Annotated in this window: 12 protein-coding genes and 1 pseudogene; 2 read left to right on the top strand and 11 right to left on the bottom strand. The window is 74.3% G+C overall.

The genetic code is table 11. The features are described 5' to 3' along the window. The 7 genes from G5C62_RS20445 to G5C62_RS20415 form a co-directional block, all read right to left on the bottom strand. Positions 1-863, bottom strand: an 863-nt coding sequence (locus G5C62_RS20445; RefSeq protein WP_241176028.1) for a peptidoglycan-binding protein, incomplete at its 3' end; no start/stop codon positions are given. A 290-nt stretch (positions 864-1,153) separates the two neighbouring features. Then, entirely contained in the window at positions 1,154-1,483 is a 330-nt protein-coding gene (trxA, locus tag G5C62_RS20440; protein ID WP_036333052.1) for a thioredoxin, read from the bottom strand. A 58-nt stretch (positions 1,484-1,541) separates the two neighbouring features. Next, entirely contained in the window at positions 1,542-2,492 is a 951-nt protein-coding gene (trxB, locus tag G5C62_RS20435; protein ID WP_206330754.1) for a thioredoxin-disulfide reductase, read from the bottom strand. Between the two features lie 106 nt (positions 2,493-2,598). Next, on the bottom strand, positions 2,599-4,230 hold the full coding sequence (locus G5C62_RS20430; RefSeq protein WP_164702449.1) for a protein kinase family protein: 1,632 nt from the start codon (positions 4,228-4,230) through the stop codon (positions 2,599-2,601). 70 nt (positions 4,231-4,300) lie between these two features. Further along, entirely contained in the window at positions 4,301-6,328 is a 2,028-nt protein-coding gene (murJ, locus tag G5C62_RS20425) for a murein biosynthesis integral membrane protein MurJ (RefSeq protein ID WP_241176026.1), read from the bottom strand. Continuing rightward, positions 6,325-8,607 carry a DUF6049 family protein gene (locus tag G5C62_RS20420; protein WP_164702448.1) on the bottom strand — a complete coding sequence of 761 codons (2,283 nt, stop codon included), beginning with the start codon at positions 8,605-8,607 and terminating at the stop codon, positions 6,325-6,327. Before G5C62_RS20420 ends, murJ begins: the two co-directional genes overlap by 4 nt. After that, positions 8,604-9,080, bottom strand: coding sequence for an NUDIX hydrolase (locus G5C62_RS20415; RefSeq protein WP_036333049.1), 477 nt, complete (start codon positions 9,078-9,080; stop codon positions 8,604-8,606). The genes G5C62_RS20420 and G5C62_RS20415 overlap by 4 nt, the downstream gene beginning before the upstream one ends. Before the next feature lie 42 nt (positions 9,081-9,122). Between G5C62_RS20415 and G5C62_RS20410 the strand changes: the two genes are divergently transcribed. Continuing rightward, the gene (locus G5C62_RS20410) at positions 9,123-10,634 is read left to right on the top strand and encodes a CCA tRNA nucleotidyltransferase (protein WP_241176025.1); all 1,512 of its coding nucleotides are present in this window, start codon (positions 9,123-9,125) and stop codon (positions 10,632-10,634) included. Here the strand turns inward: G5C62_RS20410 and G5C62_RS20405 are convergent, their stop codons facing one another. Continuing rightward, the gene (locus G5C62_RS20405; protein WP_164702447.1) at positions 10,635-11,960 is read right to left on the bottom strand and encodes an MFS transporter; all 1,326 of its coding nucleotides are present in this window, start codon (positions 11,958-11,960) and stop codon (positions 10,635-10,637) included. A 109-nt stretch (positions 11,961-12,069) separates the two neighbouring features. Between G5C62_RS20405 and G5C62_RS20400 the strand changes: the two genes are divergently transcribed. Next, positions 12,070-12,741: a YqgE/AlgH family protein gene (locus G5C62_RS20400; RefSeq protein ID WP_164702446.1), complete on the top strand. Its 672-nt coding sequence runs from the start codon at positions 12,070-12,072 to the stop codon at positions 12,739-12,741. A 132-nt stretch (positions 12,742-12,873) separates the two neighbouring features. On the opposite strand, the gene G5C62_RS20395 is transcribed toward G5C62_RS20400, so the two are convergent. The 3 genes and pseudogenes from G5C62_RS20395 to G5C62_RS29045 form a co-directional block, all read right to left on the bottom strand. Continuing rightward, a complete protein-coding gene (locus tag G5C62_RS20395; protein ID WP_164702445.1) occupies positions 12,874-13,638 on the bottom strand; it encodes a hypothetical protein in 765 nt (254 codons plus the stop codon). Between the two features lie 91 nt (positions 13,639-13,729). Next, positions 13,730-14,809 carry an inositol-3-phosphate synthase gene (locus G5C62_RS20390; protein ID WP_036333045.1) on the bottom strand — a complete coding sequence of 360 codons (1,080 nt, stop codon included), beginning with the start codon at positions 14,807-14,809 and terminating at the stop codon, positions 13,730-13,732. 105 nt (positions 14,810-14,914) lie between these two features. Then, positions 14,915-15,016 (bottom strand): annotated as a pseudogene (locus G5C62_RS29045) (transglycosylase domain-containing protein); the annotation flags it as partial. Between the last annotated feature and the right edge of the window lie 15 nt (positions 15,017-15,031).

Genomic DNA, 15,031 nt, shown 5'->3' with positions numbered 1-15,031 from the left:
TGGGAGCCACAGTCGAGCATGCCGGTGCGGGCGATGACCTCGCGGCGCACCAGGTTGGCGAACTCCTCGCCGACCGTGGAGCTCGCCCCGGAGCCGGTGCCGTAGTAGTAGCTGGCGACGCCGCGGGCGTGCGCCGACCCGTGGGCCTCCATGTGCAGGGAGAGGAAGAGGTCGGCACGAGCCTGGTTGGCGAAGGCGGTGCGGTCCTCGGCGGTCTGGCCCACGGTGCGGCCGCGGGTGAGGTACACCGTGGCACCCGCGGCGGCCAGCCGGCCCTCGATCCGGGAGGCGAGGTCGAAGACCAGGTCGGCCTCGGTGGTCTCCCCGGCCGTGTACCCGCTGTCCGCACCGCCGTGGCCGGGGTCGATGACGATGACCCGGCCGATGAGGTGTGGCCCGGAGTCGACCAGCGAGGCGCTCTGCCGCAGCAGCTGCGGCCGGCCGCCGGTGACCCGGCGTCCCAGCTGCTTGAGCGCGCGCAGCGTCGCCGGACCGCACGTGCCGTCGGCGGTCAACCCGTAGTCGCGCTGGAAGGCCCGCAGGCCCAGCTCCGTGTCGGCACCCAGCATGCCGTCGGCCCGGCCGGCGTCGTAGCCGAGTTCGAGGAGCAGCTCCTGCAGCCGGCGGACGTCGTCCCCCCGGGTCGGCCGCTCCGGGTCGAACCGCAGCAGCCGGTCGCCCAGGGACCAGCGTGCCTCGTGCAGTGCCCGGTAGGTCTCGTCACCCACCCGGCCGTCGACGGAGAGCCCGCGCACCTGCTGGAAGTGCCGGACGGCGAGCTCGGTCGCTGCGTCGTAGCCCGCGTCGTCCGGACGCTCTGGTCGCTCCGGCTCATCGGTCAGCAGGCCGAGGGAACGGAGCATGGCCTGCACCTCCGCCACGGCGGGACCGGTGCTGCCAGGTCGCAGGACGTCCATGCGCAGGTCGTCGCTCCTCGCTCGGGTCAGGACGGCCGGTTGCGGCCGCTGGAGACGATTGTGGCGGGTGTGCACGACCGGGCAGTGCACCGGGTGACCCGGCTCCCCTGTCCGGGTGACCGTCCCCGCAACGGGTGAGGCCCGCCGGTCCGGGGGGACGGGCGGGCCTCACCATGCGATCCGCGCCGCAGCGCGGGAGCTGCGGTGCCGCGTCGGCCGGTGGCCGGCCCGACGGATCAGAGGTAGTCGGACAGGTCCGACAGGATGGCGCCCTTGGGCTTGGCGCCGATGATGCTCTTGACCGGCTTGCCACCCTGGAAGACCGTCATGGTCGGGATCGACATGACCTGGTAGTCGCGGGCGATCTGCGGGTTCTCGTCGATGTTGAGCTTGGCGATCGTCAGCTTGTCGGCGTGCTCGGCCGCGATCTCCTCCAGCACGGGGGCGACCATCTTGCACGGCCCGCACCACTCGGCCCAGAAGTCGACCAGCACGGGCTTGTCGCTGCCCAGGACGTCAGTGGCGAAGCTCGAGTCGGTGACGGTCACGGTGTTCTTGCCTGCCATGGTGCTGCTCCTTGCTCAGAGGGGACGGTGCAGTCTGTGGTTCAGCGCAGTCTGTGGTTCAGCGCTCGTCGAAGGTCTCGGCGAGCCAGCGCTCGGCGTCGATGGCCGCGGCGGCGCCGGTGCCGGCCGAGGTGATCGCCTGCCGGTAGATGTGGTCGACGACGTCGCCGCAGGCGAAGACGCCGTTGATGCTGGTGTCGGTCGTCGGGTGGGAGACCACCACGTACCCCTCGTCGTCCAGCTTCAGCTGCCCGACGAAGAGCTCGGTGCGGGGGTCGTGGCCGATGGCGACGAACATGCCGGAGACCGGGAGCTGCTCCGTCGCGCCGGTGGCCACGTCGGTCAGCTCGACCGCCTCGACGGTGGTGTCACCGTGCACCTCGGTGACCTGCTTGCCCAGCGCCCAGCGGATCTTCTCGTTGTCCTGCGCGCGCTTGACCATGATCTTCGACGCGCGCAGCTCCTCGCGGCGGTGCACGACGGTGACCGACTTGGCGAAGCGGGTGAGGAAGGTGGCCTCCTCCATCGCCGAGTCGCCGCCGCCGACGACCGCGATGTCCTGGTCGCGGAAGAAGAAGCCGTCGCAGGTGGCGCAGGCGGAGACGCCGCGGCCGAGCAGTCGCTGCTCGTTGTCCAGCCCGAGGTACCGGTACTTGGAGCCGGTGGCGACGATGACGGCGTGCGCGAGGTGCACCTCGTCGCCGACCTTGATGATCTTCGGGTCGACGGTGAGGTCGACCTCGGTCACGTCCCGGGCGACCAGCTCGGCGCCGAAGCGCTCGGCCTGGGTGCGCATGTCGTCCATGAGCTGCGGGCCCTGGACCCCCTCGGGGAAGCCGGGGAAGTTCTCGACCTCGGTGGTGGTCATCAGTGCACCGCCGAACTGGGACCCCTCGAACACGAGGGGGTGCAGGTTCGCGCGGGCGGCGTACGTGGCAGCGGTGTACCCGGCGGGACCGGACCCGATGATGATCAGGTCGCGGATCCCGTCGTGCTCGGCCGGAGGGATCTCCGGGGCGGCACTGGTCGGGACCGTCAGGCCGGGAGTGGGGTCGTTGCTCGTCACAGGCGGCACAACGGACAGGGTAGGTCGGGCATTCCCTGCGGGTTCCCCCTCAGCCGGCTGCGGTGACGCCGACCTCGGCCAGGTCGGCGCTGAAGCCCTCGTCGACGGGGACCAGGCTGGTCACCCACACCAGCACGTACCGGGTGGTCGCCGGCTCGGCGAACTCCAGCACGTCCTCGCCGGTCAGCTCCGCGGAGGCGGCGACGTCGAACGCCTCCAGCCCGGCCTCCGGTGAGCCGCCGGTGCGCACCTCCACGGTCGACCCGGGGCGGGTCGTCTGCAGCGCGACGCTGCTCACCGTCTGCTCGCTGCCCAGGTCGTACAGCACACCGACGCCGGGCTTCAGGTTGCCGAAGTCGGCCGAGCCCCGGTAGTTCAGCGTCGACCACGCGGTGCCCGGGTCGCCGTCGAAGGACAGCGGGACCTCGGCGTCGTTCTCGGGCTCGCCGTCGCCGAACGGGTCGAACACCGCAGCGCCGGTGAGGGGCACCGGGGCGCCGGCGGCCGGCGGGGCCGGTGCCGGCTCCTCACCGGGTGCCGGGGCGGCCGCGGCGGTCGTGCTGGACTCCGGCGTCGACCCGCTCGGACCGCCCTCGACGCTCCCGGCCACGGAGAGCACGTTGGTGCCGAACCACCAGCCGATGGCCACGACCAGGGCCAGCGCCAGCACCGGCAGCCCGATCACGGCCAGTCGCCGCCGGGCGGACGACGCCGTCTCGCGCTCGGCGACGCCGTCGTCCTCGGCCACGAAGGTCTCGTCGAGGACGAGGTCGCGCTCGGCGTCGGCGCCGTACCCGGCGGGGCCGGCGGACAGCGGGCGGGGCAGCGAGGCCCCGGGGACGGGCGGCAGGTGGTTCCGCACCAGGCGGACCGGCTGGTCCGAGTCGTCGTCGGCCTCGTCGGCATCGGCCAGGTCGCGCCGGTCGCGCAGGCGGCGCACCCACCCGCTGTCGGTGAGGCCGTCGGGCCGGGCGGTCTCCTGCGGGCCGGTACGGGGACGCTCGACGAGCAGCGAGACCATCGTGGTCACGCTCGACAGCCCGGTGGCCGGGTCGGTGGACCGGGCCCGGCGCACCAGCGCGGCGAGGTCGGGCGAGGAGATCTCGGCGGGCTGGGCGCCGGGCAGGCCGGTCAGGCACAGCTCCAGCAGCGCCCCCAGGGCGCTGATGTCGCCCTTCTCGGTGCCGCTGGCCGCCGGCACCGACAGCAGGCCGACCAGGCCGCCGGGACGCAGCACGACGTGCTCGGGCGTGAGGCCGCCGACGGCCAGGCCCACCCGATGGGCCTCCGCGACCCCCTCGGCCAGCCGGCGGACCACCGCGCGCGCCTCGCGCTCGGACAGCGGGCCCTCGGTGGCGAGCCGGTCGGAGAGCCGGATGCCCTCGATCCACTCGTTGACGACGTAGGCGGCGCCGCCGGGCTCGGTGCGGCCGGTGCCCTCGGCGGCGTCGTAGACCATCGCCAGCGCGGGGGTGGCCAGCCCACCGGCGGTCAGCGCGCGGTTGATCCACTCCCGCGCGGCCGGGCCGCCGGGGGTGTGCACCCGCAACGCCACGTCACGGTTGAGCACCCGGTCACGGGCGCGCCAGGTGCGGATGACGCCGGTGGGCGTCTCCTCGTCGGGCGCCACCTGGTCCAGCGGGCGGTAGCGGTCGGGCAGGCCGGTTGTCGTCGACGTCACGGACGCTGCCGACCCCCTGCTCGTTCACGGCCGGGAACGGCGCCCCCGGTTCTGGCCCGAGATCTTCTGGTCACCGTGAGCGGCCGAGTCGAGCCCGGACCCCGGCCAGCACCCCACGGAGCTCCGGGACACCGGCCATCACGGCACCCGCGACGACCGCGCTGCCGATGACCACGGTACCGAGGACGACCGTCCCGAGCGAGCCCGGTACCGAGGTGCCCAGTGACCTGCCCGCGAGCGACACGGCGGCCCAGCCGAGGGCCCCGGCGACGGCCGAGACCGCGGTCATCCGCAGCACCGTGGTGCCTGCCTCGGCGCTGGCCCGCACCCCGAGCTTGCGCTCCAGGGCGATCGCGCCCACCACCCAGCCGGCCACGTAGGTGGCGCTGGTCGCGATCATCAGCCCGGCCACGACGTGCTCCGGGTCGACCAGCACCGGCACGAGCAGCAGCAGCGGCACCCGGACGGCGACCATCGCCACCTGGATGAGCGTCGGGGTCCGGGCGTCCTTCATGGCATAGAACACCCGCAGCTGGAGCAGCGTCACCGCCATCGGCAGCAGCCCGAACGCGCCGAGCGCGAGGGCGACGCCCACCCCGCGGGCATCGGCGACGTCGGCGTTCCCCCGGGCGAAGGCCACGATGCCCACGGCGGGGCCCAGGACCATCAGCAGGGCGGTCACCGGCAGGAGGCCGGTCGCCGACAGGCGGGTGCCGAGCGAGAGGTCGGAGACGACGCCGTCCATGTCGCGGCGCGCTGCCGCCCGGCTCATCCGGGGCAGGAGTGCGGTGAGCAGTGCGACGCCGATGATCCCGTAGGGCATCTGGAACAGCAGGCTGGCGTTGGCGAACGCCATCGGCCCGAGGCCGCCGGCGTCGGCTGCGGCGTTGGCCACGATGCTGGCGACGACGACCCCGATCTGGCTGACCAGTACGTAACCGATCACCCAGAGCCCGAGCGTGCCGGCCTCGCCCAGGCCGGTGCCCCGCAGCCCCCAGCGGGGCCGCAGCGGCACGCCGTTGCGGCCCAGCAGCGGCAGCAGCACGAACGCCTGGACGGCGATGCCCAGGGTGGTGCCGATGCCCAGCAGCCAGACCTGGAAGGCGCTGATGGTGACCGGCGTCAGGTCACCCGGCCCGGACGCCAGGAGGAACACCGCGCCGGTGGCGATGACCACGACGTTGTTGAGCACCGGTGCCCAGGCGGGCGGCCCGAACACCTGCCGGGAGTTGAGCACCGCCGTCGCCAGCGCTCCGATCCCGTAGAAGACGATCTCCACCAGCAGGATCCGGGCCAGCCAGTTGGCCAGCTCCACCTGCCCCGGGTCCTCCCGGATGCCCATCAGCCAGGTCAGCGCGGGGGCCGCGAGCACGGCGACGACGGTGAGCGCGGCCAGGCCGACGGTGGCCAGGGTGAGCAGCCGCTGGGTGTACCGCACGCCGCCGTCGGCGTCCCGTTCCTGCGCGCTGACCAGCAACGGGACGACGACAGACGTCAGCACCCCGCCGAGCAGCAGCTCGTAGACGATGTTGGGCAGCGTGTTCGCCACGGTGTAGGCGTTGCCGACCAGCCCGAAGCCCAGCGCGGCGGTGAGCACCACGGTGCGCAGGAAGCCGGTCAGCCGGGAGACCAGGCTCGCCACGGCCATCGTCCCGGCCGCGCGCAGGATGCCGCCGCTGCCACCGGAGCGACCCTGGCGGACCTCGGGGTCCTCCGGCTCGTCCTCGAGGTAGCGCGGCACCGCCGGGATGACCGGGATGAGCTGGGTGTCGTCCGGGCCGGGCACGAAGCGCCGGGGCCGCGCCGGTGGCGGCACCGGGGGCAGCACGGCACGCCGGCGGGCGGCGTCGGCCGAGCGGTCCCCCGTCGGCCGCGCCGCCGGGTAGCCGGCGGGTGGCGGTGGCAACGGTCGCGGGGAGAGCGAGGGGGCCAGCGTCTCGGGCTGGTTGCCGACCACCGGCGCCGGGACGGCGGTGGTCGGCGGACCGGGCTGTGCCCCGCGGTACGGAGGCGGGGGCAGCGGTGCGGGCGTCCGGGGCCGGGCGTCGGGTGACCCGCTGCGCTGGTCCTCCGACCCGGCCGGTGGGCCGCCGCTCACACCGGGCTCCGGGTGGGCGGCAGGCCGGCCGCCCCGTCGGCGGTGGGGACCGGCTCACCGCGCCGGCGGCGCAGCACGAAGCGCACCGCCCGGCGGAGGAAGAGCAGGGCCAGCAGCGCGGCGGCGCCGAGGGTGATCGCCAGGGTGATCGGGCCGTACGCGGTGCTCCGCACCTGCAGCTGCACCGGCTCGCCCAGCGGGCCACCGGCCGGTGTGGTCAGCCGTGCGGTGACGGTGAACCCCCCGGACTGCTGGACGTCGGCGGGCACCTCGACCGTGGTGAGCGACTCCGGCCCCAGCGTCTGCACGCCGATGTCCTCGGTGGCGAGACCGACGTTGCTGCGGGTCTGCAGGTCCAGCCGCACGTCGACGGCGAAGGGCAGGTCGTTGCGCACGGTGAGCACCAGCGGGGCGTCGCTGGAGGCGAGGGTGTAGGTGCCATCGGCCGGGGAGACCAGGGTGACCTGCTCGCGGAGCCGGGCGACGGTGCCCTGCAGGTCGGTGACCACGGACGGGAACACCTCCGGCTCCCGCCGCCACTGCGCGGACGCCGCCCGGGCGATCGCCGCGTCGTACCCGGCGAGCGCCTCGTCGGCGTCGCCGACCACGGCGGCGGCGAAGTCGTCCCGCACCCGCGAGGTCTCCACGATCCCGGCCACCGTCGCGGCCGGCAGTCGGACGTCCGGGTCGGTGCCGGTCAGCTCCCCGACGTCGGCGGCCGGGCCGTCGGCCGCTGCGGCCACCGAGAGCGGGACCAGCCACGGTTGGGTGTACGTGTCGGTCATCATCGCGGCCACGGTGTCCGGGTCCGGGTCGACCCAGCGGGGTGGGGCGACGAGCACGGTGGAGCCGACGCCGTCGGCCTGCTGGGCGTGCAGCGCCGCGAGCTCGGCCAGGTAGCGCTGTTCGACCAGTCGGCTCGCCCCCGGCTGGAGGACCGCGGCCTCGACGGCCTCGGCCAGTTCCCCGTCGGCGACCAGCGCGGTGACCGGCCCGCCGTCGGTCGTCAGGTCGCCGCGGGCGGCGGCCGGGTCACCGTCGTCCCCCACCGCCCGGCTGCCGTCGGTCAGCCCGTCCTCGGCCAGCGCCACGGTGCTGATCCCGCCGGCGACCAGGGTGGCCAGGGTGGTCTCGTCGACGGTGCCACCGGCCGGCCAGGCCAGGTCGGTGCGCGGCTCCACCCCGAGCACCTCCTCCACGATCGCGGCCCCGGCGCCGGTCTCCCCGGCCGGACCGGCCGCCGCGGGCGCCGGGACCAGGGCGCCGTCTGCGGTGCTGGGCTGACGGGCGGTGCCCTCACCGGGCAACGTGCGGAGGAGTGCATCCGGCCGGCCGGCCGCGACCAGGGCGTCGGCGTCGGCGTCGGCGTACGGGAGGGCCACCACGTCGTGGTCGGCGGCCAGTCGGCGCAGTCGCTCCAGCAGTCCGGCCGCGTCAGCGGTGCCCGTGCCCTCCTGGCCGGTCACCAGGTAGGGGCCGGCGGCCATGGCCGACAGCTCCTCGAGCAGCGCCGGGTCGACGGCGAGGGTCACCGGCACGACGGGCTCGGTCGCCGCCGGCGTCGGGGCCGTGGTGCGCGGCAGCTGCTCGACGGTCTCCAGGACCCGGTCCAACCGGCCGCCCTCGGCCACCTGGGCGGCCAGCGCGTCGTCGGTGAAGGCGCCGGTGGCGTCCCGGTGCGGGCGGTCGGTGATCGGCCAGAGCCACGTCACGCCCGTCCGGGTGGCCGGCACCGCCGGCTGGACGACGAGGTGGGTGGACAGCTCGGCCACCCGCTCGGTGACCCCGTCGGACCGGGTGCCGTTGACGTTGACCAGGAGCGGGTACACGCCGTCAGCGGTGAGCTGCAGGGCGTCGGCGGTGCTGGGGTAGGTGAACGAGACCTCCTCCCCTGGCTCGAGCTCGTCCGGGGACACCCCGAGGAAGGGCGTGGTCGCCGCGGTGTGGTCACCGGGCCGGGCGAGGTCGGCGGCGAGCCGGCCGCGCGAGGTCAGCACCTCGCCCCGCTGCAGCCGCACCTCCAGGTCCTCGTAGGTCTCGGTGCTCTCGTTGCGCAGGGTGGCGGTGACCTCGACGGCGGCGCCGGGGGTGACGGTCCGCGGCTCCAGTCGGTCCAGGGTCAGCTCCAGGGGCCGGTCGGCCGACGAGCCGATCACGCGGCCGGTGTCGCCGGGCGCGGCGGACGCGGCCGGGACGCCCAGCAGCCCGCCGACCACGGTCACGAGGGCGCCGAACAGCACCTGCCGGCCGCCGGCGCGGCCGGCGGCCCGCCGGGTCACGCGCTGTCGGCCAGGAGGCCGGGCGCGCGCTCGACCAGCGCACGCTCGTCGGCGTAGGCCAGACGCCCGCCGAGCTCGGTCAGCGGCACCCAGGCGACCTCGGTGACCTCGACGTCGGCGTCGGACAGGGCACCGCCGGTGGCCCGGAGCAGGAAGTGGTGGACCGTCTTGTGCACGCGGCGGCCGTCGGCGACGAACCAGAAGTCGATGATGCCCAGCGGGGCGACGACCTGGCCGATGATGCCGGTCTCCTCCGCGACCTCGCGGACGGCGGTGTCCTCCGGGGTCTCGCCCTGCTCGATGTGCCCCTTGGGCAGCGACCAGAGCAGGCGCCCGCGGCGGTCGGTGCGGCCGATCAGCGCGGCGCGCGGCCCGGTGACCTCGTCGTCTGCGACCACCAGCCCCCCCGCCGAGGTCTCGTCGACCCGACGCAGCCGGCGGCCGGGGCGCTGCCGCCCGCCCGTCCCAGCCATGTCAGCAGGGTAGCGCGCGACACGGCACTACCCTCGACCGTCGTGTCAACCGAGCCGTCGCGTCGCGCCCCCTCCGGCCCGACCCCACCACCCCCGCCCGTCCCCGCGGCGGTGCAGCAGACGGTGCGCGAGCTCGTCGAGGTCTCCCCCGTGCTGGTCGCCCTCGGCGAACGGTTCACCGCAGCCGGCCACGAGGTGCACCTCGTGGGCGGTTCGGTGCGCGACGCCCTGCTGGCGGCCGGGACGGGACGGCCGCTGCCCACCGGCGACCTCGACCTGACCACCGACGCGAGGCCGGAGCAGACCCTCGAGGTGCTCCGGGGCTGGGCCAGTTCCACGTGGAACACCGGCATCGCCTTCGGCACCGTCGGCGCCGAGGTGCGCGGCGAGCGGGTGGAGATCACCACGTTCCGCGCCGACCGCTACGACCGGGAGTCCCGCAACCCGGAGGTCGCCTGGGGCACCTCGCTCACCGACGACCTGGCCCGGCGCGACTTCACCGTCAACGCGATGGCGGTCTCGCTGGGCCCCGACCGCACGGTCACCGACCCCTTCGGTGGGCTGGGCGACCTGCTGGCGCGGCGGCTGCGCACCCCGGGGCGGGCGGTCGACTCCTTCGCCGACGACCCGCTCCGGATGCTGCGTGCCGTCCGGTTCGTCGCCCAGCTGGGGCTGACCCCGGACGACGAGGTGGTCGAGGCGATGACCGCCCTCGCCCCCGAACTCGGCCGGATCACCGCCGAGCGGGTGCAGCACGAGTTCTCCCGCACGCTGCTCAACGACGCCCCCGGCCCGGCGCTGGACCTCTTCGTCTCCACCGGGCTGGCCGACGTCGTCCTGCCCGAGCTGTCCGCGCTGCGGATGGAGATCGACGAGCACCACCAGCACAAGGACGTCTACGTCCACTCGCTGACCGTGCTGGACCAGGCGATCGCGCTGGAGAAGGCCGACCCTGCTGCGGGGTCCCCCGACCTGGTGCTGCGGCTGGCGGCGCTGCTGCACGACGTCGGCAAGCCGGCCACCCGCCGGCACGAGTCCCGGGGCCGGGTCTCCTTCCACCACCACGAGGTGGTCGGCGCGAAGCTGGTGCGCAAGCGGCTGCTGGCGTTGAAGTACCCGAAGGACGTCGTCGAGGCGGTGTCCCGGCTGACCTTCCTGCACCTGCGCTTCCACGGGTACGGCCGCGGCGAGTGGACCGACTCCGCCGTCCGCCGGTACGTCACCGACGCCGGTGACCTGCTGCCGCGACTGCACAAGCTGGTCCGGTCCGACTGCACCACCCGCAACCGGAAGCGGGCAGCGGCGCTGTCGGCGACGTACGACTCGCTGGAGCAGCGGATCCAGGAGCTCTCGGAGCTGGAGGACCTGGCCCGGGTGCGGCCGGACCTGGACGGCAACCGGATCATGGAGCTGCTGGAGATCCCGCCGGGTCGCGAGGTCGGGGAGGCCTGGCGCTTCCTCAAGGACCTGCGCCTGGAGCGCGGGCCGCTGGAGCCGGAGGAGGCCGAGGCGGAGCTGCTCGCCTGGTGGCGGGGCCGCGACCAGGTCAGCTGACTACGGGGTGAGCGACACCCGCAGGGCGAGCGGGGCGTCGTCGGTGCGCCGGGCCTCGGCGCGGGCCCAGCGGCTGAACACCACGGCGGTGAGCAGGTAACCGGCGGCGATGCCGACCAGCAGCACCCAGCTGACCCCCGACGCCGGCATCAGGAACGCCCCGGCCAGCAGCGCCACCACGAACGTGGCGTTGAACAGGGTGTCGTACACGGAGAAGACCCGGCCGCGGAAGTCGTCGTCCACCGCCTCCTGGAGCGTGGTGTCGACGCAGATCTTGATGCCCTGGGCGACGAACCCGAGGACGAGGACGGCGGCCACGATCGCCACCGGCCGGAACAGCCCGCCCAGCACCAGCTGGCCGGTGCCGCCGAGCACCAGCAGCCCGACCACCCAGGCCGCCTTGCCCCACCGGCGCACCGCCCACGGCGTCACCGCGGCCGCCAGGAGGGTGCCGGCGGCGCCGGCCGCGAGCACCTGGCCCAGCCCGGCCAGCCCGCCCGGGAACAGCCCGGTGTCGTCGGCGAAGGAGTTGCGGTAGAGCAGCAGCGTCATGAGGGTCAGCAGCCCGTACATGAGCCGGTGCACCGCCATCACCGACAGGATGGCCGTCGCCGGGGGGTGCGCCAGCATGTGCCGCGCACCGGCCACCATCCCGTGCAGCACGTCGCGGGCGCTGACCGTGGCGGCCAGGCTGAGGTGGTCGGGGCCGAGGTGGCCGCGCGGGAAGCGGGAGACGACGGCGGAGGCCACCAGGTAGGGCACCGCCGAGGCCAGGGCCAGGCCGGCGTAGCCGCCGCTGCCGGAGCCGACGAGCGCGGTCGCGCCGATGGCGACCCCACCGCCCAGCACGCCGGCCACCGCCCCGGACGTCGTGGACAGCGCGTTCGCCGAGACCAGTGAGGGTGCGTCGGTGACGTGCGGCAGCCCGGCGGAGAGCGCGGAGAGCACGAAGCGGTTGACCGAGAACACCAGCAGCCCGGCGACGTAGAACCCGATCCCCTGGATCCCGGCCAGCACGAGCGCAGCGACCGCCACCACGAGGACCGCGCGCACGACGTTGGCGACCAGCAGCACCTGCCGGCGGCTCCAGCGGTCCAGCCACACCCCGGCGAACGGACCGACCAGCGAGTACGGCAGCAGCAGCACGGCGAAGCCGGCCGCGACGTCGATGGGGTTCGTGGCCTGCTGGGGGTTGAACAGCACCGTGCCGGCCAGCGCGGCCTGGAAGACGCCGTCACCGAACTGCGAGGACAGCCGGGTGGCCAGCAGCCGGCGGAAGTCGGCGCGCAGCAGCAGGTGCCGCACGGTGGTGGGCGCCTGCTGCATCCCAGCCACACTACGTCGCCCGTGGCCGGGCGGCAGCCGAGGTCGGGCGGTCAGGAGGCGGGCGGATCGGCCACCCCTCCGGGTCCTCCCTGATGCACACTGGGAGGCGATGAACCCGGTGCCCTCGTCACCCGACCCCGAACGTCGTCCCGCAGCTGATCAGGCTGCGGGGCCGGGCCGGCGTACCGGCGTACCGGCCCTGTCGGTCGGCTCGCTGGACGACGTCCGGCCGGGCTCCCTGCTGGTCGCGATGCCGGCCCTGACCGATCCCACCTTCGCCGGGGCGGTCGTCTACGTCCTGGACCACGCCGACACCGGCACCATCGGCGTCGTGCTCGGCCGGCCGAGCGAGGTCCGGATCGGCGACGTCCTGCCGGGGTGGTCGGAGCTGGCCGTCGAGCCGGGTGTCTTCCACGTGGGCGGGCCCTGCGAGGCCGACACCGCCCTGTGCCTGGCCACCCGCCGGGGCAGCACGCCGCTGCCGGACGACAGCGGGCTCCGTGAGGTCGCCGGCGCGGTGCACCTGGTCGACCTGGACAGCGACCCGGCGGAGCTGGACGGCGAGATCGGTGGTCTACGGGTGTTCGCCGGCTACGCCGGGTGGTCGGCCGGGCAGCTGGCCGGCGAGCTGGCCGAGGGCGCCTGGGCCTGCGTCACCGGCATCCCCGCCGACGTGCTGACCGGCGCGTCCGGACCCGAGCTGTGGCGGTCGGTGCTGCGCCGCCAGTCGGGCCGGCTGGCCGTGCTCTCCACCGCCCCGGCGGACCCCTCCGCCAACTGAACCCACTCCCGGGCAGCCATGACCGCGTGTCGACTCCCGGATCCGGTCGCGGGCTGGTAGGAAGGGGACCGCAGGAGGGGGCGACCTGGGGAAGAGGCCGCCCCCTCCTGCTCTGTCTCCAGCCCGTCGTGGCTACAGGCCCAGCGCCGCCGCGAGGTCCGGGTGCTCGACGAGGCTCACCGTGTCGCTGTCGGCCGGGAGCGTGATCTCCCGCTCGCCGTGGTCGGCCAGGGTGATGGTGACCGGGACGTCCTGCAGCGTGGTGGAGTACTGGACCAGCAGCTCGCTGTCGGCGGCCACGGCGATCGTCGTCCCCGTCGGGTTCTGGAAGACCGAGGCCAGCTCCCCGTTGATCGACTGGCTGCCCGCCCAGGTGTAGCCCGCGAAGGACCGCGGGTCGTCGGCCGTCGGGGCGGCGAGCTTGGGCACCATCTGGACCAACACGTCCAGCAGCGAGGCCGTGCCGCCGGCCTGCGTGGTGGCGATCGGGCGGCGCACGTACGTGGCGGGCGGGAGGCCGGCCTCCTCGAGCGCCTCGGTCAGCCCGGGGACGTCGCCCTGCCAGAGGTCCTCGCCGGTGAAGAAGAGGGTGCGGGTGTCCTCGGGGTGCCCGTCGGCGTAGCTGGTGACGGCCTGCGCCCGCCCGATCCCCTCGGCGAAGTCGATCTCGCCGGTGAGCGTGAGGACGGCGCCCTCGGCGTAGGGGGCGGTCACCTCGAAGTCGGCGCCGCCCTCCTCGAGGTCGGCGGCGAGCACCTGACCGAGGACCTCGGCCTCCTGGGTGGTCACGGGGTCGCCGGGCACGCGCTCGGCGGTCTCGTCGTCCCCGCACCCGGCCAGCAGGGCCAGTGCCACCAGCAGGGAGGGCACGACCAGGGGCGGGCGACGCAGCGGCATGCCCCAACACTAGGAGCCGGGCCGGGGCCCGGACGCGGAACGGCCCGCACCCCCGAGGGGGCACGGGCCGTCCGCTGACCGTGGTGCTTCGTCAGCGCTCGACGTCGCCGCGGATGAAGGCCTCGACGGCGTCCCGGGCCTCGCTGTCGCTGTACTGCTCCGGCGGGCTCTTCATGAAGTAGGACGACGCGGACAGGATCGGCCCGCCGATGCCCCGGTCCTTGGCGATCTTCGCGGCCCGGACGGCGTCGATGATGATGCCGGCCGAGTTCGGGGAGTCCCAGACCTCGAGCTTGTACTCCAGGTTCAGCGGGACGTCGCCGAACGCGCGCCCCTCCAGGCGGACGTAGGCCCACTTGCGGTCCGAGAGCCACGGCACGTGGTCCGACGGGCCGATGTGCACGTTGCCCTTGCCCATGTCCCGGTCGACCTGGCTGGTGACCGACTGGGTCTTGGAGATCTTCTTGGACTCCAGGCGCTCCCGCTCGAGCATGTTCTTGAAGTCCATGTTGCCGCCGACGTTGAGCTGCATCGTGCGGTCCAGCTGCACGCCGCGGTCCTCGAACAGCTTGGCCAGCACCCGGTGGGTGATGGTGGCGCCGACCTGGCTCTTGATGTCGTCACCGACGATCGGCACCCCGGCGGCGGTGAACTTGTCCGCCCACTCCTTGGTGCCGGCGAGGAAGACCGGCAGCGCGTTGACGAAGGCGACGCCGGCGTCGATCGCGGCCTGGGCGTAGAACTCCGCGGCCAGCTGGGAGCCGACCGGGAGGTAGCAGACGACGACGTCGGCGCCGGACTCCCGCAGCGCGGTGACCATGTCGACCGGCTGGTCGTCGGACTCCTCGACGATCTCGCGGTAGTACTTGCCCAGCCCGTCGAGGGTGGTGCCGCGCTGCACGGTGACGCCCAGCGGCGGCACGTCGGCGATCTTGATGGTGTTGTTCTCGCTGGCGACGATCGCCTCGGAGAGGTCGCGGCCGACCTTCTTGGCGTCGACGTCGAACGCGGCGACGAACTCGACGTCGGAGACGTGGTAGTCGCCGAACCGGACGTGCATGAGGCCGGGGACCGACGCGGTCTCGTCGGCGTCCCGGTAGTACTCGACGCCCTGGACGAGCGACGCGGCGCAGTTGCCGACGCCGACGATGGCGACCTTGACCGATGCCATGGACTGACTCCCTCCGACGGACCCGACCCGGGCCCGGACGATGTGCGTGGACGTGGTGCTGGCGGTGCGGTGGTTCAGGTGGTGCCGTCGTTCGGTGGTGGAGGCACCCTGGGTCGAGCCACCGGTCAGGTTGTTCCACGCCGCCCGCACGATGCCGGTGAAGGAGATGCCCGGGTCGGTGTAGAAAGCGCGGTTCTCCGCGGCCAGGATGGCGTTCTGGGC

The sequence above is a fragment of the Modestobacter sp. KNN46-3 genome, assembly GCF_011039295.1.
Note: the sequence above shows the minus strand (reverse complement) of the source record. Positions and strands in the feature narration are given on the sequence as shown.

Excerpts from the sequence above, each read along its gene's own strand:
- trxA (WP_036333052.1), bottom strand. The coding sequence starts at position 1,483 with ATGGCAGGCAAGAACACCGTGACCGTCACCGACTCGAGCTTCGCCACT.
- G5C62_RS20415 (WP_036333049.1), bottom strand. The coding sequence starts at position 9,080 with ATGGCTGGGACGGGCGGGCGGCAGCGCCCCGGCCGCCGGCTGCGTCGG.
- G5C62_RS20405 (WP_164702447.1), bottom strand. The coding sequence starts at position 11,960 with ATGCAGCAGGCGCCCACCACCGTGCGGCACCTGCTGCTGCGCGCCGAC.
- G5C62_RS20400 (WP_164702446.1), top strand. The coding sequence starts at position 12,070 with ATGAACCCGGTGCCCTCGTCACCCGACCCCGAACGTCGTCCCGCAGCT.
- G5C62_RS20395 (WP_164702445.1), bottom strand. The coding sequence starts at position 13,638 with ATGCCGCTGCGTCGCCCGCCCCTGGTCGTGCCCTCCCTGCTGGTGGCA.
- G5C62_RS20390 (WP_036333045.1), bottom strand. The coding sequence starts at position 14,809 with ATGGCATCGGTCAAGGTCGCCATCGTCGGCGTCGGCAACTGCGCCGCG.